The sequence below is a fragment of the Cellulomonas sp. NPDC055163 genome (assembly GCF_053607065.1).
Genome location: NZ_JBSGSU010000007.1, coordinates 142,310 through 160,999, shown reverse-complemented (window position 1 = coordinate 160,999; position 18,690 = coordinate 142,310). Strand labels below are relative to the sequence as shown.

Annotated in this window: 19 protein-coding genes and 2 tRNA genes; 14 read left to right on the top strand and 7 right to left on the bottom strand. The window is 74.5% G+C overall.

Translation table 11 applies throughout. The features are described from left to right. Window positions 1-248 precede the first annotated feature (248 nt). Complete coding sequence (locus ACWFNE_RS15200; RefSeq protein WP_258726559.1) at window positions 249-407, top strand: hypothetical protein; 159 nt, start codon at window positions 249-251, stop codon at window positions 405-407. Between the two features lie 3 nt (window positions 408-410). Here ACWFNE_RS15200 and ACWFNE_RS15195 read toward each other — a convergent pair whose 3' ends face one another. Next, entirely contained in the window at window positions 411-1,844 is a 1,434-nt protein-coding gene (locus ACWFNE_RS15195) for a nicotinate phosphoribosyltransferase (RefSeq protein ID WP_452123259.1), read from the bottom strand. Between the two features lie 49 nt (window positions 1,845-1,893). Between ACWFNE_RS15195 and clpS the strand changes: the two genes are divergently transcribed. From clpS to ACWFNE_RS15160, 7 genes are all read left to right on the top strand, one after another. Continuing rightward, window positions 1,894-2,187 carry an ATP-dependent Clp protease adapter ClpS gene (clpS, locus tag ACWFNE_RS15190; protein ID WP_452123258.1) on the top strand — a complete coding sequence of 98 codons (294 nt, stop codon included), beginning with the start codon at window positions 1,894-1,896 and terminating at the stop codon, window positions 2,185-2,187. Further along, window positions 2,187-2,801, top strand: a complete 615-nt coding sequence (locus ACWFNE_RS15185; RefSeq protein WP_452123257.1) for a DUF2017 family protein — start codon at window positions 2,187-2,189, stop codon at window positions 2,799-2,801. The genes clpS and ACWFNE_RS15185 overlap by 1 nt, the downstream gene beginning before the upstream one ends. Before the next feature lie 102 nt (window positions 2,802-2,903). After that, window positions 2,904-3,734, top strand: coding sequence for a glutamate racemase (gene murI / locus ACWFNE_RS15180; RefSeq protein ID WP_452123256.1), 831 nt, complete (start codon window positions 2,904-2,906; stop codon window positions 3,732-3,734). Between the two features lie 22 nt (window positions 3,735-3,756). After that, the gene (locus ACWFNE_RS15175) at window positions 3,757-4,560 is read left to right on the top strand and encodes an MBL fold metallo-hydrolase (RefSeq protein ID WP_452123255.1); all 804 of its coding nucleotides are present in this window, start codon (window positions 3,757-3,759) and stop codon (window positions 4,558-4,560) included. Between the two features lie 77 nt (window positions 4,561-4,637). Then, window positions 4,638-5,507, top strand: coding sequence for a ribonuclease PH (gene rph, locus ACWFNE_RS15170; RefSeq protein ID WP_452123254.1), 870 nt, complete (start codon window positions 4,638-4,640; stop codon window positions 5,505-5,507). Further along, window positions 5,504-6,130 carry an RdgB/HAM1 family non-canonical purine NTP pyrophosphatase gene (gene rdgB / locus ACWFNE_RS15165; protein ID WP_452123253.1) on the top strand — a complete coding sequence of 209 codons (627 nt, stop codon included), beginning with the start codon at window positions 5,504-5,506 and terminating at the stop codon, window positions 6,128-6,130. Before rph ends, rdgB begins: the two co-directional genes overlap by 4 nt. 80 nt (window positions 6,131-6,210) lie before the next feature. Beyond that, window positions 6,211-7,899, top strand: coding sequence for an ABC-F family ATP-binding cassette domain-containing protein (locus ACWFNE_RS15160; protein WP_452123448.1), 1,689 nt, complete (start codon window positions 6,211-6,213; stop codon window positions 7,897-7,899). Window positions 7,900-7,965: 66 nt separating this feature from the next. Here the strand turns inward: ACWFNE_RS15160 and ACWFNE_RS15155 are convergent, their stop codons facing one another. Continuing rightward, window positions 7,966-8,520 (bottom strand): NUDIX hydrolase family protein, encoded by a 555-nt coding sequence (locus ACWFNE_RS15155; protein WP_258726567.1) that lies wholly within the window; start codon window positions 8,518-8,520, stop codon window positions 7,966-7,968. Between the two features lie 161 nt (window positions 8,521-8,681). Here ACWFNE_RS15155 and trxA point away from each other — a divergent pair, with 161 nt between their 5' ends. Together trxA and ACWFNE_RS15145 are read left to right on the top strand one after the other, a co-directional pair. After that, window positions 8,682-9,059, top strand: a complete 378-nt coding sequence (gene trxA / locus ACWFNE_RS15150; protein WP_452123252.1) for a thioredoxin — start codon at window positions 8,682-8,684, stop codon at window positions 9,057-9,059. A 264-nt stretch (window positions 9,060-9,323) separates the two neighbouring features. Continuing rightward, on the top strand, window positions 9,324-12,368 hold the full coding sequence (locus tag ACWFNE_RS15145; protein WP_452123251.1) for a glycosyl hydrolase: 3,045 nt from the start codon (window positions 9,324-9,326) through the stop codon (window positions 12,366-12,368). A 180-nt stretch (window positions 12,369-12,548) separates the two neighbouring features. Here the strand turns inward: ACWFNE_RS15145 and ACWFNE_RS15140 are convergent. Further along, window positions 12,549-12,631: transfer RNA gene (locus tag ACWFNE_RS15140), tRNA-Leu, on the bottom strand. A gap of 57 nt (window positions 12,632-12,688) precedes the next feature. After that, the gene (gene bcp, locus ACWFNE_RS15135; RefSeq protein WP_452123250.1) at window positions 12,689-13,156 is read right to left on the bottom strand and encodes a thioredoxin-dependent thiol peroxidase; all 468 of its coding nucleotides are present in this window, start codon (window positions 13,154-13,156) and stop codon (window positions 12,689-12,691) included. A gap of 149 nt (window positions 13,157-13,305) precedes the next feature. Between bcp and ACWFNE_RS15130 the strand changes: the two genes are divergently transcribed. The 4 genes from ACWFNE_RS15130 to ACWFNE_RS15115 all read left to right on the top strand — a co-directional run bounded on the left by ACWFNE_RS15130 (window position 13,306) and on the right by ACWFNE_RS15115 (window position 15,901). Beyond that, window positions 13,306-13,602, top strand: a complete 297-nt coding sequence (locus tag ACWFNE_RS15130) for a GroES family chaperonin (protein ID WP_452123447.1) — start codon at window positions 13,306-13,308, stop codon at window positions 13,600-13,602. A gap of 198 nt (window positions 13,603-13,800) precedes the next feature. Continuing rightward, window positions 13,801-14,103, top strand: a complete 303-nt coding sequence (locus ACWFNE_RS15125) for a hypothetical protein (RefSeq protein ID WP_452123249.1) — start codon at window positions 13,801-13,803, stop codon at window positions 14,101-14,103. 76 nt (window positions 14,104-14,179) lie between these two features. Continuing rightward, window positions 14,180-14,255: transfer RNA gene (locus tag ACWFNE_RS15120), tRNA-Lys, on the top strand. 194 nt (window positions 14,256-14,449) lie between these two features. After that, entirely contained in the window at window positions 14,450-15,901 is a 1,452-nt protein-coding gene (locus ACWFNE_RS15115) for a dihydrolipoyl dehydrogenase family protein (RefSeq protein ID WP_452123248.1), read from the top strand. A 59-nt stretch (window positions 15,902-15,960) separates the two neighbouring features. Here ACWFNE_RS15115 and ACWFNE_RS15110 read toward each other — a convergent pair whose 3' ends face one another. The 3 genes from ACWFNE_RS15110 to ACWFNE_RS15100 form a co-directional block, all read right to left on the bottom strand. Continuing rightward, window positions 15,961-16,959: a glycine betaine ABC transporter substrate-binding protein gene (locus ACWFNE_RS15110; RefSeq protein ID WP_452123247.1), complete on the bottom strand. Its 999-nt coding sequence runs from the start codon at window positions 16,957-16,959 to the stop codon at window positions 15,961-15,963. A gap of 157 nt (window positions 16,960-17,116) precedes the next feature. Next, a complete protein-coding gene (locus tag ACWFNE_RS15105) occupies window positions 17,117-17,800 on the bottom strand; it encodes an ABC transporter permease (protein WP_452123246.1) in 684 nt (227 codons plus the stop codon). A gap of 175 nt (window positions 17,801-17,975) precedes the next feature. Further along, window positions 17,976-18,665: an ABC transporter permease gene (locus tag ACWFNE_RS15100; protein ID WP_452123245.1), complete on the bottom strand. Its 690-nt coding sequence runs from the start codon at window positions 18,663-18,665 to the stop codon at window positions 17,976-17,978. Window positions 18,666-18,690 lie beyond the last annotated feature (25 nt).

The window sequence follows — 18,690 nt, the reverse complement described above, 5'->3', positions numbered from 1 at the left end:
CGCGTCGACCCTGTCTCAAAATGTGGACAGGGGCTTGTGCGTTCTCACCGATCTCTCATCGACGTGTTTGCGCAGGTCAGAGCCCTGGACGCGCGACCACTTACCAGCGTCGCGCCCGGATGCAACCGCAACGCAGCGGATGCCGACCCGAAAGGGCAGTGCCACGGTAGAGGCATCACCCAGCACCGGGTACCCCCGGTCAGCTGAAGCGAACGGCCTGCGGGCCGTCTGAACGGAAGGGGCGCATCATGCCGTCCTGGCTCCTGCTCATCCTCGTCGGTGTCGTCCTCATCGTCCTCGGGGTCGCGACCGAGATCGGTCAGTTCCTGCTCTGGATCGGTGTCGCGGTCCTCGTGGTCAGCCTGATCCTCGGCCTCGTCGGCCGTGGCCGCGGCGCACGCATCTAACACCTACGACGCGACGTCCGCGGCGGCGGTCCCCCCACCCAGCCGCAGCGTCACCGTCGGAACCGCGGCCTCGTCCGCGGACAGGCGCCGGGCCCCCCGAGGCAGCTCGTCTCGGGAGGCCCGGTGCCGTTCTGCCGCCGTCCGGACACCCGCGGCGCCCGTCCAGCGCGTGTCGACGGCGCCGTGCACCACGAGCGGCACGTGCAGCGGCCGCAGCGTCTGGTCCTCGGGGCTCCACGACGTGACGTCCGAGTCGGCCCCCGTGACGAGCACCTCCTCGACCGCCCGGCCCTCCTCGTCGAGCCGGCGCGCCGCACCCTTGCGACCCCCGACGCTCGACTTGAGCCGCGTCGCCTTCGCGACCGGCTCCAGCGTCCCGTCCCGCCCCTCGCGCGCGACCAGCTTGTAGACCATCCCGCACGTCGGTGCGCCGGACCCGGTCACGACCGAGGTCCCCACGCCGTAGGAGTCGACCGGCGCGACCGCGAGCGACGCGATCGCGTGCTCGTCGAGGTCCGAGGTCACGACGATCCGCGTCCCCGTCGCGCCGAGCGCGTCGAGCTGCGCACGCACCTCGTGCGCGAGCACCCCGAGGTCACCCGAGTCGAGCCGGACGGCGCCGAGCCCCGGGCCGGCCACCCGCACCGCGGTCTCGACACCCCGGCGGACGTCGTAGGTGTCGACGAGCAGCGTCGTGCCGGGCCCGAGCGTGCCGACCTGCGCGCGGAACGCCGACTCCTCGTCGTCGTGCAGCAGGGTGAACGCGTGAGCCGCCGTGCCGATCGTCGGGATCCCGTACCGGCGGCCCGCCTCGAGGTTCGAGGTCGCCGCGAAACCCGCGACCGCGGTCGCCCGGGCCGCCGCGACCGCCGCCTCCTCGTGCGCGCGCCGCGACCCCATCTCCAGGCACGGCCGCCCGATGGCCGCGCTCGTCATGCGCGACGCGGCGGACGCGACGGCTGAGTCGTAGTTGAGCACCGAGAGCACGAACGTCTCGAGCAGCACCGCCTCGGCGAACGTGCCCTCGACGACCATCACGGGGGACTGGGGGAAGAACATCTCGCCCTCGGCGTAGCCGCTGATCGACCCCGTGAAGCGGTAGCCGGCGAGGAAGTCGAGCGTCGACGCGCTCACGACCCCCGCCTGGGCGAGCCACTCGAGCTCGGTCCCCTCGAAGCGGAAGTCGTGCAGCGCCTCCAGCACGCGGCCCGTGCCCGCGAGGACTCCGTACCGGCGCCCGGCGGGCAGGCGCCGCGTGAAGACCTCGAACACGCAGTGCCGCGACGCCGTGCCGTCGGCGAGGGCCGCGTCGAGCATCGTGAGCTCGTAGCGGTCGGTCAGCAGCGCCGTGCTGCGGTGACGCGCGGCGCGGCGGTCCGTCACGGCGTCGGGCCGGGTGGCGCCGGGCAGGGCGGCGGCGGTCTGCGGAACGCTCATGGCGCCAACGTAGGCGGACGGGTGTCGCGCCCGCACCTAGAGTGGGCGCGTGGTCGCCCAGCTCGCTCCCGAGGAGACCGTCGCCGCCGAGGAGCAGTCGGGGCTCGGTGATGCGTGGGTCACGATCGTCTGGAACGACCCCGTCAACCTCATGAGCTACGTGAGCTACGTGTTCCAGTCCTACTTCGGCTACCCGCGCGCCAAGGCCGAGAAGCTCATGCGGCAGGTGCACGAGCAGGGGCGCGCGGTCGTCTCGACCGGCAACCGCGAGACGATGGAGGTCGACGTGCAGGCGATGCACGGCTTCGGCCTCTGGGCGACGATGCAGCGCGGGGGGCAGTGATGCGCGGCTTCCGGCGAGAGCGCGGGGCGTTCGTCGCCGAGCTCGACGCGCAGGAGCGCGAGGTCGTCGCGTCGGTCGTCGCCGACGTCGCCGAGCTTCTCGGCGCCGCGCGCTTCGAGGACAGCCCGCCGCCCTCGACCGCCCACCCCGACCCGCTCGGCCTGCGCGTGGACGAGGCGTGGGTCGCCCCGCCCGAGGACGCCGCCGTGCGCCGCCTGCTCCCGGACGCGTCGCGCGAGGACCCCGCGGTCGCCGCCGAGTTCCGACGGCTCACCGAGGCCGACCTGCGCCGCACCAAGATCGCGCGCCTCGGCGCGGTCTGGCAGCAGCTCACGGCCGCGGACGGGCGCGGCGGGGCGCTCGTGGTGCAGCCCGGCGACGCGCAGGCGCTCGCCGCGACGCTCACCGACCTGCGCCTCGTGCTCGCCGACCGGCTCGGGATCGTCGACGAGGAGGCGGCCGACTCGCTCTACGAGGTGCTCGAGGCGGAGGTCGCGGAGGAGGACGCCGCCGGCCAGGCCCGGCTGTACCTGGGGTCGGTGTACGCGGCGCTGAGCTGGCTCCAGGAGTCGCTGCTCGCGGTGATGCTCGAGGACCTGCGCCGCTCCCGCTGACGCCCGCCCGGGTTCGCCCCGGGGCGCTGCCGGTACGCACGCGAGGCGTGTCACACCGGCGGGGGACCGGTCCGCCGCAGCGGAGCGGTTAGGCTCGGCGGCGTGAACGACGCCCCGATCGGCATCTTCGACTCCGGTGTCGGAGGGCTCACCGTCGCGCGGTCGATCCTCGACCAGCTCCCGCAGGAGTCGACGCTCTACATCGGCGACACGCTCAACACCCCGTACGGCGAGAAGCCGCTCGCCGCGGTCCGGGCGCACGCGCTCGAGGTCATGGACGACCTCGTCGACGCCGGTGTGAAGATGCTGGTCATCGCGTGCAACACCGCGTCGTCGGCGGTCCTGCGCGACGCCCGCGAGCGGTACACCCAGCGCCGCGGCATCCCCGTCGTCGAGGTGGTCCTGCCCGCTGCCCGCCGTGCCGTCGCCGCCACCCGGACCGGGCACATCGGCGTGATCGCGACCCGGTCGACGGTCGAGTCCCGCGCGTACGACGACGCGTTCGCCGTCGCCCCCGGCATCGAGCTCGTGACGCGCGCGTGCCCGCGGTTCGTCGGCTTCGTCGAGGCGGGGATCACCTCGGGCCCCGACATCCTTGCCGCCGCGCACGAGTACCTCGACCCGGTGCGTGACGCGGGCGTCGACACCCTCGTGCTCGGCTGCACGCACTACCCGCTGCTCACGGGCGTCATCTCCTACGTCATGGGCGAGGGCGTGACGCTCGTCTCGAGCGCCGAGGAGACCGCGAAGGACGTGTACCGCACGCTCGTCGCGCACGACCTCGAGCGGGACCCCGCGGCCGGCCCGCCCGAGCACCGGTTCCTGGCGACCGGCGACCCCGCGTCGTTCCACGTGCTCGCGCGCCGCTTCCTCGGTCCCGAGGTCGGGGCGGTCGAGGACCGGCTCGCGCTGCGGTGGCAGGCGCACCGGTGAGTCACCGCGCGGGGGGCGCACGATGAGGCTCGTGGTCGTGGGTTGCGCCGGGTCGTTCCCGGGGCCGGACGCCGCCGCGTCCGCGTACCTCGTGCAGGCGGAGGGGCCCGACGAGCGCACCGGGGCGGTGCGCACCTGGACGGTCCTCATGGACCTCGGCAACGGCGCGCTGGGCCCGCTGCAGCGCCTCGCGGACCCGACCGCGCTCGACGCGATCGCCGTCTCCCACCTGCACTCCGACCACGTCGCAGACCTCATCGTGCTCAACGTGCTGCGCCGGTACCGGCCCGGTGGGCCCTGCCCGCCGGTCGCGGTGCACGCCCCCGAGGGTGCGTCCGAGCGCCTCGCGCTCATGGCCGGCAAGGACCCCGCGACCGAGGTGTCCGGGCAGTTCGCGTTCCGCACGTGGGAGCCGGGCGTGCCCGTCGTCGTGGGCCCGCTGACGTTCGTGCCCGTGGTCGTCGAGCACCCGGTGCCGGCGTTCGGCTTCCGGGTCACCGGGCCGTCGGACCACGACGCCGCGCGCACCGTGACGCTCGCGTACACGGGCGACACCGACGAGTGCGCGGGGCTCACCGAGCTCGCGGACGGCGTCAACCTCCTGCTGGCGGAGGCCGCGTACGTCGAGGGCCGGGACGACGGGCTGCGCGGCGTGCACCTCACCGGTCGCCGTGCCGGTCTCGCCGCGACCGCGGGCCGGGCCGGGCGCCTCGTGCTGACGCACATCCCCGCGTGGAACGACCCCGCCGACGCCGTCGCCGAGGCGCGCGCGGTGTACGCCGGCCCGCTCGACCTCGCGCGGACCGGCGACGTGCACGTCCTCTGACGCGAGCCTCGTCCCCGGGCCCGCGCCTCGACGACGCTCCCGCGGGACCGCCCGGGCCCGCCGTTAGGCTCGTCCGCATGACCCCCACGACTCCCGTGACCTCCGGCACGCCCGCGACGCGCCCCGACGGCCGCCGCCCCGACCAGCTCCGCCCCGTGACGATCACCCGCCGGTTCCTCGAGGCGGGCGAGGGCAGCGTGCTCGTGGAGTTCGGCGGCACCAAGGTGCTGTGCGTCGCGTCGTTCACCGAGGGGGTGCCGCGCTGGCGCAAGGGCTCGGGCGAGGGCTGGGTCACGGCGGAGTACTCGATGCTGCCGCGCGCGACGAGCACGCGCTCCGACCGCGAGTCCGTCAAGGGCCGGGTCGGCGGCCGGACGCACGAGATCTCGCGGCTGGTCGGGCGCTCGCTGCGGGCGGTCATCGACGTCAGCGCGCTCGGGGAGAACACGATCGTGCTCGACTGCGACGTCCTGCAGGCGGACGGCGGCACGCGCACCGCCGCCATCACGGGCGCGTACGTCGCGCTCGCCGACGCGGTCGCGTGGGGCCTGAAGAAGGGCGCGATCAGCCGCAAGAAGCCCGTGCTGCGCGACTCGGTCGCCGCGGTGAGCGTCGGCATCGTCGACGGCGTCCCGGTGCTCGACCTGCCGTACGTCGAGGACGTGCGCGCGGAGACCGACATGAACGTCGTCGTGACCGGCTCGGGCACGTTCGTCGAGGTGCAGGGCACCGCCGAGCACGCGCCGTTCGACCGCGCGGAGCTCGACGCGCTGCTCGACCTGGCCCTCGCGGGGACCGCCGAGCTCACCCGCCTGCAGCGCGCGACGCTCGACGCGCCCGCCTCGGACGGCAGCGCGTCGCGGTCCACGCTCGTGCACGCGGCTGCCGGGACCGCGCCGGCCGACGCCGCGCCCGTCGGCGAGGTGACCGGCGGGGTGACCGCATGACGGCCGCTCCCCGGCTGGTCCTCGCCACGCACAACGCGCACAAGCTCGACGAGCTCCGCGCGATCCTCGGCCCCGCGCTGCCCGGCCTCGACCCCGCGAGCGTCGTGGGCGCGCGCGACGTCGGCGCGCCGGAGCCGGTCGAGGACGGTGTGACGTTCGAGGCCAACGCGCTGCTCAAGGCGCGGGCCCTCGCGCGCTTCACCGGGCTGCCCGCGGTGGCCGACGACTCCGGGCTCGCGGTCGACGTGCTGGGCGGGGCGCCCGGCATCTTCTCGGCACGCTGGGCCGGCCGGCACGGCGACGACGCGGCGAACCTCGCCCTGCTGCTCGCGCAGCTCGCGGACATCGGCGCCGAGCACCGCGGCGCACGCTTCACGTGCGCCGCCGCGCTCGTGACCCCGGACGGGTTCGAGCACGTCGAGACCGGGCACCTCCCCGGCCGGCTCACGGACGGGCCGCGCGGCGCCGGCGGGTTCGGCTACGACCCCGTCCTCGTGCCCGACGGCGAGACGCGCACGTGTGCCGAGCTCACGCCCGCGGAGAAGAACGCGATCAGCCACCGCGGGCAGGCGTTCCGCGCGCTGGTCCCGGTGCTGGTCCGGGTCCTGGGCGACAGGCGGTGAGTGCGGCGCGCGAGGGTGCCCGCGGGCAGCCGCTCGGCGCGGGGGCCGGCCCGGATGCCGCCCCCGTCGCGCTGGGTGCCGTGCACCTCGTGGCCGACGCCGTGACGTTCGGCTACCCCGGGCGCGCGGTGCTCGACCGCGTCGACGTCGCGGCGCCCGCGGGCACGCGGCTCGGCGTCGTCGGCGAGAATGGCGCCGGCAAGTCGACGCTGCTGCGGGTCCTCGCGGGCGAGCTCGCCGCGCAGGACGGCACCGTCCGGCGCGCGGGGACCGTGGCCGTCGTCGCGCAGGAGCTCGACGTCGCCGCGTCCGCGACCGTGGGGACGCTGGTCGGGGAGTCGCTCGCCGGTGTCCGTGCCGCGGCCGCCCGTCTCGAGGACGTCGTCGACAGGTTCGACCACGAGACCGGCGACCTCGCGGCGCTGACCGAGGCGATCGGGCGCGTCGAGCACCTCGCGGCGTGGGACGCGGACCGCCGGGTCGACGAGGCCCTGAGCCGCCTCGGAGCACCGCGCGACCTCGACCGGCGCCTCGACGAGCTGAGCGTGGGGGAGCGGTACCGGGTGCGCCTCGGCTGCCGCCTGGCTGAGCGGGCGGACATCCTGCTGCTCGACGAGCCCACCAACCACCTCGACGTCGCCGGCATCGAGTACCTGACAGCGCAGCTGCGCGGCTGGCCGGGTGTCGTCGTCATCGTCACGCACGACCGGCAGCTGCTCGACGACGTGATGACCGCGATCCTCGACCTGGACCCGTCGATGGACGGGCGCCCTGTCCTCTACGGCGCGACGCGGTACGCGACCTACCGCTTCGCCAAGACGCAGGCGCTGCGGCGCTGGCGCGCGCGGTACACCGCCGAGCGCAAGCGCGCGGTGCGGCTCGCGGAGCGGCTCGACGCGTCGTACGAGGGGCTGTCCGACGAGTGGCGCCCGCCCAAGGGCTCCGACAAGCACCGCCGCGGCACGCGCGCCCGCCAGCACGTCAAGGCCGCGGACCGGCTCGTGCAGCGGCTCGAGGCCGAGGCGGTCGAGGTCCCGGTCCCGCCGCTCGAGCTCACGTTCCCCGACCTGCCGTCGGTCCCCGACGGCTATCCCGGCGGGCCGCTGCTCGACGTCCGCGCGCCCCGGGTCGCGGGCGCCGGCGGGCGGGACCGGCTCGACCTCGGGGGGACCCGCATCGACCTGCCACCGTGCGGGCGCCTGCTCGTGACCGGGGCGAACGGTGCCGGCAAGTCGACGCTGCTCGCCGCGCTCGCGGGGACGCTCGTGCTCGACCGCGGTGCTCGCGCCGTCGCAGGGGGCCTGCGCCTGGGTGTCCTCGGCCAGGAAGGTCTCGACGAGGCCGTGCCGGGCGGGGGACCTCGGGGGGCGGGGCCCCCCGCCGCAGGGTCGTCATGGGCGGGCGCCCCCGAGCGCGAGAGCGGCTTCGACGCCTACGCGCGCCGTGCGCTCGAGCTGCTCGAGGCGGGCGCGCTCGACACGACGCGGCTCGTGCCCGTCGCCTCGCTCGGCCTGCTGAGCGAGGAGGACCTCGACCGGCCTCTCGAGGAGCTCTCGGTCGGCCAGCGACGGCGGTTCGACCTCGCGTGCGCGCTGCTCGCCGCGCCGCACGTCCTCCTCCTCGACGAGCCGACCAACCACCTGTCGATCGGGCTCGTCGACGAGCTCACCGAGGCGCTGCGTGCGACCTCGGCGGCCGTCGTCGTGGCGACGCACGACCGGAAGATGCGCGCCGACCTGGCGGACTGGCCGGAGCTCGTCCTCGGCTGAGGCCGTCGTCGGGCGGCGACGGCCTCGGCGAGCACGCGGTGCGGCGTGGGTCGGACGGGCTCCGGGTCAGGGCAGGCGGCCCACGTGCGCCATCGCCTGCCGCAGCAGGAGTCCCTGGCCGCCGGTCATCTCGAGCTGGACCTGGTGGTCGGCGGCCTGCTCGGGCGTGAGCCACGCGAGGTCGAGCGCGTCCTGCTGCGGCCGGCAGTCGCCCGAGACCGGCACGACGTACGCCAGGGAGACCGCGTGCTGGCGCGGGTCGTGGTACGGGGTGACCCCGGGCGTGGGGAAGTACTCGGCGACCGTGAACGGCTGCGGCGACGCGGGGATCTGGGGGAGCGCGACCGGGCCGAGGTCCTTCTCGATGTGCCGCAGCAGCGCGTCGCGCACGCGCTCGTGGTACATCACCCGTCCGGAGACGAGCGCGCGGGACATGACGCCCTCGGGTGTCACGCGGAGCAGCAGCCCCACGGCGACCACGTCGCCCGACTCGTCGACGCGGACGGGCACGGCGTCCACGTACAGCAGCGGGAGGGTCGCGCGCGCGTTCTGGATGGCGTCGGGGCTGAGCCAGCCGGCGGGTCGCTCGGGCTCGCGGGGGAAGTCGGCGGTGTCGGTCACCGTGCTGTTCTACCCTGCCCGGCCCTCGTGCCGCTCGCGGCACGCTCCGGAGCGTGCCGCCCGCGTGCTCCCCGCGTGCCTCGGGGCGCGCCCGCCGGGGAATACCTGACCGCCCCCGTGTGCTCTACCGGGCGGAACCCACGACCCCGAGGAGGCACCGCATGGCCACCACCGAGCTGACCCACGACACGATCCAGCAGACCATCACGAGCAACGAGATCGTGCTCATCGACTTCTGGGCGGAGTGGTGCGGGCCGTGCAAGCGCTTCGGCCCGGTCTTCGAGCAGTCGTCGGAGCAGCACCCCGACGTCGTGCACGCCAAGGTCGACACCGAGGCGGAGCAGCTCCTCGCGCAGGAGCTCGCGATCACGTCGATCCCGACGCTCATGGCCTTCCGTGACGGCATCCTGGTGTTCAACCAGGCCGGCGCGCTGCCGGGCCCGGCGCTCGAGAGCGTGCTCCAGAAGGTCAAGGAGCTCGACATGGACGAGGTCCGCCAGCTGATCGCGGCCCAGGCCGGGGAGCCCGCCGAGGCCTGACCTGCACCCGAGAGGCCCGCCTGCCGTCCGGCAGGCGGGCCTTTTTGCATCCTTTGGTCCGTTGGCGTGAAGTTTGTGCCTCCTTGTCCTTCGGTTTGCTCTCCGCCTACACGCGACATACCGTGTTCATGAGATCGCTCTCATAGTCTGACCAAACGGGGGCCGGACGGGGAGCGCGTCTCGGCGTCACGCAACGATGCGTGGACGTCCGACACACGGGGCACGGCGTCAGGTCGACGCGCCGGTCCCGCGGGGGCTCCAGAAATGCACTCACGCACAGAGAACCACTCACCTCAACGATCCACGGGCTCGCTCGGCAGCGCCCGGACGCGGGTCACGTCGGCTGCGCTCGCCGCGCTGATCGCCGCAGCGACCGTCGGCACCGTGGCGTCGTCCGCCGACGCCGCCGTGCGCGACGTCGGGGCCGGCGGGTACACGACCGACCAGGTCGGACCCGCGCCCGAGGGCTGCGCCGCCCTGGCGACCGACGCGCGCGCCTACGTGACGGACGACGCGCCGGAGGGCCCGGTCCCGACGAACGACTGGTGGTCGTCGCTGCTCTTCAAGAAGTGGAACTGCACGGCCAGCGAGCCGCTGCACGCGCACCCGCTGGCCTACCAGCCCAGCGCCACCGGGCTCGGCCTGTCGTACACCACCACGCCGGTGATCAGCGGGCGCCCGGGCGGGGTCGGGGAGTTCCACTACTCCTACGCGGAGGACGTCGTGGTCGGGGTCGCGGGCCTGTCCGCCGGCGTCGTCGAGGTCGCGGACTGGACCGACTGGACCGTGACCGCGTCCTGGGCCGACTCCGACCAGTCGCTGCGCGCGACGATCGGCCACGGTCTGCCGTTCAGCTGGTACCACGTGACCGGCGGCGACGCGGTGCTCAGCTCCGCGGAGAAGCAGACGGTCTGGCTCGACGACGGCGAGACCATCGGGTTCACCGCGGGCGGCACCGACTACGTCGCGTACGCCCCAACCGGATCGACCTGGACCGTCTCCGGCTCGTCGCTGCGCAGCACCCTCGGTGGGAAGGGCTACCTGAGCGTCGCCTCGCTGCCGACCACGGCCGACGACACGAACGCCGAGCGCAAGGCCCTCGCGGAGCAGTACGCGAAGCACGCCTACGCCGAGGTCACCGGCACCACGGTCGCCTACGAGTACGACGAGTCGGCGGGCGCCGTGCGCACCACCTACGCGCTCGAGACCACGGCGCTCGAGGGCAAGCAGTCCGGCACCGTCGTCTCGCTGTACCCGCACCAGTCGCAGTTCGTGACGGAGGCCGCCGCCGGCGACGGTTCCGCGACCGAGCTCGAGCAGGAGTACTTCTCGCCCCGCGGCGACATGACGACCTACGTCGGCGCGACCTCCTTCACCACCGAGACTCCGTTCACCGGCGTGCTGCCGGAGATCCCGGCCGTCGCGACCGGCGAGGGCGCCGCGAACACGCGCCTCGACGGCCTGCTCGACCAGGTCAAGAACGACCCGATGGGCATCATCAACGGCGACACCTACTGGACGGGCAAGGCCCTCGGCCGCGCGACCCGCATCGCCGAGATCGCCGACCAGGTCGGCCGGGACGACGTGCGCGACAAGGCGCTGTCCCAGATCAAGGCGACGCTGACCGAGTGGTTCACCGCGACGCCCGGCAAGGCCGAGAAGGTCTTCGCGTACAACGAGAACTGGGGCACGCTCGTCGGCTTCCCGGCCTCGTACGGCTCCGACAAGGAGCTCAACGACCACCACTTCCACTACGGCTACTACATCGTGGCGGCGGCGACGCTCGCCCGGTTCGACCCCGAGTGGGCCTCCGACGAGCAGTACGGCGGCATGGTCGACCTCCTCATCCGCGACGCGAACAACTACGACCGTGACGAGACCCGCTTCCCGTACCTGCGCGACTTCGACATCTACGCGGGTCACGACTGGGCGTCGGGTCACGGCGCGTTCGCCGCGGGCAACAACCAGGAGTCGAGCTCCGAGGGCATGAACTTCGCGAACGCCCTCATCCAGTGGGGCCAGGCGACCGGTGACACCGAGGTCCGCGACGCGGGCGTGTTCATGTACGCGACGCAGGCCGCCGCGATCCAGGCGTACTGGTTCAACGGCGCGGACAACCTCCCGGAGAAGTTCGGGCACACGACGGTCGGCATGGTGTGGGGCGACGGCGCCACGTACACGACGTGGTTCAGCGCCGAGCCGGAGATGATCCAGGGCATCAACACCCTCCCGATCACCGGTGGGCACCTGTACCTCGGCATCCGTCCCGAGGACGTGCGGTCCAACTACGCCGAGCTGGTCAAGGCCAACGCGGGCGAGCCGACCGTGTGGCAGGACATCCTGTGGGAGTACCTCGCACTCGGTGACGCGCCGGCCGCGCTCAAGGGGCTCGACGCCAACCCGGGCTACACCGTCGAGGAGGGCGAGAGCCGGGCGCACACGTACCACTGGGTCGCCAACCTGGCGGCGCTCGGCACGCTCGACACCGGCGTCCACGGCGACCACCCGCTCTCGGCGGTGTTCAGCAAGAACGGCGACCGCACGTACGTCGCGGCGAACGTCACCGCGAAGGACGTCACCGTGACGTTCTCGGACGGCACGAAGCTCGCGGTCGCCGCGGGCACGACGGCCACGACGGGGAAGTACACGTGGAGCGGCGGCTCCGGCACGGGCGGACCCGGCGGCGGCGAGCCGACGCCGAGCCCCACGGCCTCGGCCACCCCGAAGCCGACGGCCACCCCGAAGCCGACGGTGACGCCCACGCCCACCGCGACGCCGAAGCCCACGGCGACGCCGAAGCCGACCGTCACGCCGACGCCGACCCCGACGTCGACCACCCCGACCGGCTTCACGCTGTACCTCCAGGCGGACGGCTCGCTCGGCTCCACGGCGGGCACGACGCCCACCGCGACCGTGCCCGTCGCCACCGGTGTCGACGCCGTCGGTGAGCCCGGCAAGGGCCTCGTCTACACGGCGACGGGTCTGACCGGGAAGCTCGGCGGCGGGACGACGTCGTTCGACGTCGCGCTCGACGCCGGCACCAAGGTCGGGCAGGCGACCCGCGTGCGGGTCTCGTACGACCTGACCGGGAACGGCAGCTGGGACCGTGTGGAGACCTACCGGTACTTCGCGACCGACCCGGTGACCGGCTGGGAGCGGTACACGCAGGCCGCGGGTCTGGAGAGCCAGTCCGGCACGCTGGGCGACCTCGCGAAGGGGTCCGTGCGGGTGGAGGTCTGGAACGTGTTCGGCGGTGCGACGAGCACGGTCGGCCTGACCACCTCGAAGGTGAGCCTGCCGTTCAGCTGAGGCTGACCGGCGAGCACACCCGCTGACGGGACCGGTGGCCGTCCCTGCGTCACGACGACGCGGGGGCGGCCACCGCTCTGCGCCCGGGGGCAGGCCCGCAGCTCCGCGACGAGCGCGGAGGACGCGGCTCCGGCCGACGCCCGTCCGAGGCGGTGCGCGCAGCGGTGCTCCGGACCGGGGTGCGGGAGACGGGAGTCGAACCCGCACGCCCGTGAGGGCACCAGGACCTAAACCTGGCGTGGCTGCCGTTTCACCACTCCCGCGTGCGCACCCGGCTGGCGCCGCCCGCCGGAGGTGCGCGTCCGGCGGGCGGGTGTGCGTCAGTCGATCGCGAGGTCGCGCCGCAGCTTCGCGACGTGCCCGGTGGCCTTGACGTTGTACTGCGCGAGCTCGACCTTCCCGTCGGGGTCGACGACGACGGTCGAGCGGATCACGCCCGTGACGGTCTTCCCGTACAGCTTCTTCTCCCCGAACGCGCCCCACGCCTCGAGCACCGAGCGCTCGGTGTCCGACGCGAGCGGGAACGTCAGGCCGTCCTGCTCGGCGAACTGCGCGAGCTTGTCGACCGGGTCCGGGGAGACCCCGACCACCGCGTACCCGGCGCCCTGCAGCGCCGAGAGCGAGTCGCGGAAGTCGCACGCCTGCGTGGTGCAGCCCGGCGTCATCGCCGCCGGGTAGAAGTACACGACGACGTGCTGGCCGCGCAGCTCCGAGAGGGTCACGCTGCGGCCGTCGGCCGTCGGCAGCGTGAAGTCCGGCGCGGTGTCTCCGACGGTGAGGCGAGGCATGGGTCTCCGAGGGGCTCGTGCGGGTGGTCGGCGCCCGCAAGCCTACGTCGGAGGGACGGCGGGGCGCGGCGCACGGCCGCCGCGCGTGCGGGTAGCGTCGGCCCGTGAGCCAGCCCGTCCCCGCCTCGCATCCCGAGCTCCCCATCCGGATGCTGAACGACCGCCTGCTCGTCGAGCTCGACGACGAGGCGTCCGAGCGCCGGTCGTCGGCCGGCATCGTCATCCCGGCCACCGCCGTCGTCGGCAAGCGGCTCGCATGGGCGGTGGTTGTCGCCGCGGGCCAGCACGTCCGCCAGGTCGAGCTCGGCGACCGCGTGCTGTTCGACCCCGACGAGCGCGCCGAGGTCGAGCTCGAGGCGCGCACGTACCTGCTCCTGCGCGAGAAGGACGTCCACGCCGTCGCCCAGCCGCACGCCGGCCGCGAGGGCACGGGGCTCTACCTGTGACGTCCGGCTCCGCGCCGCCCGGCTCCGGGGGTGCTCGGCCGCTGACCCCTCCGGACCGCGGGACGTCGAGGTCGCGCGACGCCCGCGCGGCCCCACGCAGGTCGGGCGGATGCCGCCGCACGGGGCACGGGTGGCCCTCCTGCTTGCGCGCACGGCACCCCGGGTGCTGCGATGACGGTCGACCAGGGAGATGAACGGATGACTGACAACCTCGAGAACCCGGCCGACGACGCTGCTGCCGACGCGTCCGTCGAGCCGCCCGCGGTGACGCCTGCCGTCACGCCCCCGTCCGTGATGGACCTGCTGGCCGAGCACGTGCCGCTGGCGCTGCTCGCCGACCTCGCCGCGCCGGACGGCCCGGTGTCGCAGGCGATCCTCGAGACCGAGGGCATCCCCGAGGACGCCTGGTGGGAGGACGACGACCAGCCCGCCTCCGCCGCCGCCGCCGCCGAGGGCACCGGGGACGAGCTCCCGGTCGACCCCGACGCCGCCGCGGGGTGAACCGCGTCACACTGCCGCCCGCGCGCCGAATCCGGTTCGCAAGCACGGCCTGACCCCTGGTAACGTTTCGCCCCGCGCGCCATTAGCTCAATTGGCAGAGCAGCTGACTCTTAATCAGCGGGTTCGGGGTTCGAGTCCCTGATGGCGCACCACCGCGAGGCCCCTGACCTGGATGGTCGGGGGCCTTCGCCGTTCCCGGGCGCGACCGACAGGGCCGCTGTACAACGGGCCGTCCGGCGCCCCGCACCCGTCAGGTCGCCGTCGGGTGACGCGCCGACCTCCGCCCATGCTGGTGCGCCGGGACGTCCGCCGCGACGATGAGGCATCACCTCACGAGGGAGCGGACATGGCGCAGGACGACCGGCAGGTGCACGAGTACGACGTCGTGGTGATCGGGGCCGGGGCAGTCGGGGAGAACGCGGCCGACCGCGCGCACCGGGACGGGCTGAGCGTCGTCGTGCTCGAGGAGGAGCTCGTCGGCGGGGAGTGCTCCTACTGGGCGTGCATGCCGTCCAAGGCGCTGCTGCGCCCGGGCGCGGTGCTCGAGGCCGCCCGGGCGGTCCCTGGCGCCGCCCAGGCCGTCACGGGGACGGTCGACGTCGCCGCGACGCTGGCCCGGCGCGACGAGTTCACGTCGCACTGGGACGACCACGGCCAGGTCGAGTGGCTCGAGGGTGCAGGTCTCGCACTGCTGCGCGGGCGCGCCCGGTTCACCGGGCCGCGCGAGCTCGCGCTGACCGGCGCCGACGGCGCGGAGCAGGCCGTGCGGGCGCGGCACGCGGTCGTCGTCGCGACGGGCAGCGAGCCGGTCGTCCCCGACGCCCTCGCGGGGGTCCGGCCCTGGACGAGCCGCGAGGTGACGTCCGCGGAGCAGGTGCCCGCGACGCTCGTGGTCGTCGGCGGGGGAGTCGTCGCGGTCGAGATGGCCGTCGCGTACACCGACCTGGGCTCACGGGTCACGCTGCTCGTCCGCGGCGAGCGCGTGCTGCCGCGGGCCGAGCCGTTCGCGAGCGACGAGGTCGGGGAGTCGCTGACCCGCCGCGGCGTCGACGTGCGCTACCGGGCCGAGGCCACGGCCGCGGCGCGCGACGAGCACGGGGTCCACCTGACGCTGGCCGACGGGTCGCACGTCGACGCCGACGAGCTGCTCGTCGCCACGGGCCGCACACCGCGCACCGCCGACCTCGGGGTCGACGTGCTGGGCCTCGTGCCGGGGAAGCCGCTCGCCGTCGACGACGCGCTCCAGGTCACCGGCGTCGAGGGCGGCTGGCTGTTCGCCGCGGGCGACGTGACCGGACGGACCGCCACGACGCACCAGGGCAAGTACGACGCCCGGGTCGTGGGCGACGTCGTCGCGGCGCGGTTCAGCGGCGACGACGCAGCGGCCGGGCGTGAGCGCTCGGCGGGACCGTGGAGCCGCTACCGCGCGACCGCCGACCACGCGGCGGTGCCTCAGGTCGTGTTCGCCCGACCCGAGGTCGCGTGGGTCGGGCGCACCGAGCGCGAGGCCCGCGACGCCGGGCTCGACGTGCGCACGGTCCACTACGCGATCGGGTCGGTCGCCGGGGCGGCGGTGGCGGCCGACGGGTACGCGGGCACGGCCCAGCTCGTGCTCGACGACGCGCGCGGCACGGTCGTCGGTGCGACGTTCACCGGCCCCGACGCGGCCGAGCTGCTGCAGGCCGCGACGGTCGCCGTGGTGGGCGAGGTGCCGCTCGAGCGGCTCTGGCACGCGGTGCCGGCCTACCCGACGGTGAGCGAGGTGTGGCTCCGGCTGCTGGAGACCGCAGGCCTCTGACGCGCAGCACGACGCCCCGCCCGCCCGGACGTGCCGGGGGAGCGGGGCGTCGTCGCGGGTCAGCTCGCGAGCGAGCCGTCGCTCGACAGCACCAGGCCGATCGCCGCCTCGCCCTGGCGGACGGCCTCGCCGATCAGCCCGAAGTCGTAGGACGTGAACTCCGCGAAGTCGAGCCCGTAGGTCTCCTCGAGCCCGGGCTGGCAGAACGGGCGCTCGGGGCACTCCGCCGGACCGGCGAGCACCAGACCGCCGCACGCCTCCGCGAGCTCGCTGAGCGTCTCGACGTCGTGCTCCTCGGCGAACGCGGACGTCACCGCGAACGCGTTCTGGTCCTGCGCCTCGGCGACCGCGCCGAACGTCAGCCCGACCTCCTCGCCGAGGGACGTCAGCGCCGTGACGGTCGCCGCGGGGTCGGCGCTCGCGACCGGCTCCGCGCCGTCGCCGTTGACCTTCGTGTTGAGGAACTCGGCGAGCGTCGCTGCGTACTCGGGCGTCAGCGTGAGCTGACCGCCCTCGAGCGCCGGCAGGTACGTCTCGCGGTTGCCGATCGTCTGGACCTCGACCTCGTAGCCCGCGGAGCGGAGCACCTCGCCGTAGACCTCGGAGAGCGTCGCGCTCTCGGAGAAGTTGGCGGCACCGATGACGACCTTCGTGCCGGCACCCGCGCTCGCGTCCACCGCGGCGAGTCCCTCGTCGGCGACGTACTCGGCGGCGACCTCGCTCGACGTGCGCCGGTCGATGTCGACCGAGCGGTTCAGCTCGATGAGGTCGTCGGTGTCGAGCGACTCGGAGACCGAGTCGAGCAGCGGGACCAGTGCCGGGTCCGCCGTCGCCGCTGCGGCGTTGACCGCGGGGATGACGTTGTCGGCGTTCTGCAGGCCCTTGTCGTCCTCGAGCACGACGAGCTCGTCGCCCGCGACGGGCTCGCAGGTGGTCCCGCCGGCGGTCGACGCGGTGGTCTGCTCCTCGCCCCCGCCGGAGCCCGGGGAGCCGCACGCGGCGACGAGGAGCAGGAGTCCGGCGGCGCCGGCAGTCAGGATCGGGCGACGTGCGGGCATGACGTTCTCCTCGCGAAGGCCTGGCGGGGTGGTGGGACAATTCGACCGGTCCTGGCGTGCGTCGGCAACAGCACGCGCCGTGGGCCGCGTCACCATCGGGTCACGATCGGGCGCACCATGCGTCTCCGTGCTCCGGCGAGGTCGGGACCCGGCGGGTTCACGAGCTCTCTCGCGCCTCGCGACGACGCATCGGTCGGGGCGTCAGCGCGCGCTGCCCGCCGGCCAGCACGCCCTCGACGAGCAGGCACAGGCCGGCGACGAGCACGCCGCCCGCGAGCACCTCGCCGTACCGCTGCAGGGCCAGGCCCGACGCGATGATCGAGCCGAGCGAGGTCCCGCCGACGAACGCGGCGAGCGGCACCGTCGCGACGACCTGCACCGCGGCCGTCCGCAGCCCCGCGCCGATGAGGGGGAGCGCGAGCGGGAGCTCGACGCGTCGCAGCGAGGTCCAGGCGGACATCCCCATGCCGCGGGCGGCGTCGCGCACGTCCGCGTCGACCTCGAGGACGCCCGTGTAGGCGTTCGTGAGCATGGGCGGGACCGCGAAGATCGCGACCGCGAGGGTCGTCGCCGAGGCCCCGAACAGCCCGGCGGACGCGAAGATCGTGAGCAGTGCGAACGTGGGCAGCGCGCGCGACGTGTTCGCGACGACGACCGTGACCGTGCCGCCCCGGCGCCGGTGGCCGAGCCACACCCCGAGCGGCAGGGCGACGAGCGCCGCGAGCGCGACCGCCGAGACGGAGATCAGCAGGTGCTCGCGGGTGAGCGCCAGCACGCCACCGGGGCCCGTCCAGTTGAGCGGGTCGTTGAGCCAGAGCAGCGCCTCGGAGACGACGCCCATCACGCCTCCCTCGAGGGCGCCGGCGGCAGGGGCGCCGGACGCACGGGTCCCGGCGGGACGCTGTCGGGCCCGCCGCTGCTCGGTGCCACGCCGTCCGGCGCGACGCGCTCCTCCACGACGCCGTCCGTCACGACCCCGCCCGTCACGACCCCGCCGATCATCGCCCGGTCCGGCGTCATGAGGTCCGCACCCGCGACCACGGCGTCACGGCGCGTCCCGCCGCGTACAGCACGAGGTCGCACACGAGCGCGAGCGCGAGGCACAGGAGTGTCGCGGTCATGATCTCGGCGTGGTACCGGCTGCGGAAGCCCCGGAACATCAGCTGCCCGAGCCCCCCGTACCCGACCACGACCCCGACAGTCACGAGCGCGACCGTGGTCACGGTCGCGAGCCGGACGCCCGCGACGATCGCGGGGAGCGCGTTCGGGAGCTCCACCGTCAGCAGGAGCCGCAGCCGGCCGTACCCGAGGCCCCGGGCGGCGTCGCGCACCGCGGGATCCACCCCGGCGAGCCCGACGACGATGTTGCGCAGCAGCACGAGCAGCGCGTAGGTGACCAGGCCGATCAGCACCGTCGTGCGCCCGATCCCCGTCCACGGGGCGAGGATCGCGAACAGCGCGACCGACGGCACCGTGTAGAGCACGCCCGCGGTCCCGACCAGGGGACCGGCGAGCCGCGGCCGGACGTGCGCGAGCGCGCCGAGCGGCAGGGCCAGCACGAGAGCGATCGCCACCGCCTGGAAGGTCAGTGTCGTGTGCTGGGAGAACGCGCGCACGAGGTCCTCCTGGTTGCGCGTGACGTAGTCCCACGACAGCCACGGGTTCGCTGGCTCGGTCGCGGCGCTCAGCGCACGGGTGGGGATCATCCGGGCGAACGTACCGGCGTCCACC

Excerpts from the sequence above, each read along its gene's own strand:
- ACWFNE_RS15200 (WP_258726559.1), top strand. The coding sequence starts at position 249 with ATGCCGTCCTGGCTCCTGCTCATCCTCGTCGGTGTCGTCCTCATCGTC.
- ACWFNE_RS15195 (WP_452123259.1), bottom strand. The coding sequence starts at position 1,844 with ATGAGCGTTCCGCAGACCGCCGCCGCCCTGCCCGGCGCCACCCGGCCC.
- ACWFNE_RS15185 (WP_452123257.1), top strand. The coding sequence starts at position 2,187 with ATGCGCGGCTTCCGGCGAGAGCGCGGGGCGTTCGTCGCCGAGCTCGAC.
- ACWFNE_RS15175 (WP_452123255.1), top strand. The coding sequence starts at position 3,757 with ATGAGGCTCGTGGTCGTGGGTTGCGCCGGGTCGTTCCCGGGGCCGGAC.
- rph (WP_452123254.1), top strand. The coding sequence starts at position 4,638 with ATGACCCCCACGACTCCCGTGACCTCCGGCACGCCCGCGACGCGCCCC.
- rdgB (WP_452123253.1), top strand. The coding sequence starts at position 5,504 with ATGACGGCCGCTCCCCGGCTGGTCCTCGCCACGCACAACGCGCACAAG.
- trxA (WP_452123252.1), top strand. The coding sequence starts at position 8,682 with ATGGCCACCACCGAGCTGACCCACGACACGATCCAGCAGACCATCACG.
- ACWFNE_RS15145 (WP_452123251.1), top strand. The coding sequence starts at position 9,324 with ATGCACTCACGCACAGAGAACCACTCACCTCAACGATCCACGGGCTCG.
- bcp (WP_452123250.1), bottom strand. The coding sequence starts at position 13,156 with ATGCCTCGCCTCACCGTCGGAGACACCGCGCCGGACTTCACGCTGCCG.
- ACWFNE_RS15130 (WP_452123447.1), top strand. The coding sequence starts at position 13,306 with ATGCTGAACGACCGCCTGCTCGTCGAGCTCGACGACGAGGCGTCCGAG.
- ACWFNE_RS15125 (WP_452123249.1), top strand. The coding sequence starts at position 13,801 with ATGACTGACAACCTCGAGAACCCGGCCGACGACGCTGCTGCCGACGCG.
- ACWFNE_RS15115 (WP_452123248.1), top strand. The coding sequence starts at position 14,450 with ATGGCGCAGGACGACCGGCAGGTGCACGAGTACGACGTCGTGGTGATC.
- ACWFNE_RS15110 (WP_452123247.1), bottom strand. The coding sequence starts at position 16,959 with ATGCCCGCACGTCGCCCGATCCTGACTGCCGGCGCCGCCGGACTCCTG.
- ACWFNE_RS15105 (WP_452123246.1), bottom strand. The coding sequence starts at position 17,800 with ATGGGCGTCGTCTCCGAGGCGCTGCTCTGGCTCAACGACCCGCTCAAC.
- ACWFNE_RS15100 (WP_452123245.1), bottom strand. The coding sequence starts at position 18,665 with ATGATCCCCACCCGTGCGCTGAGCGCCGCGACCGAGCCAGCGAACCCG.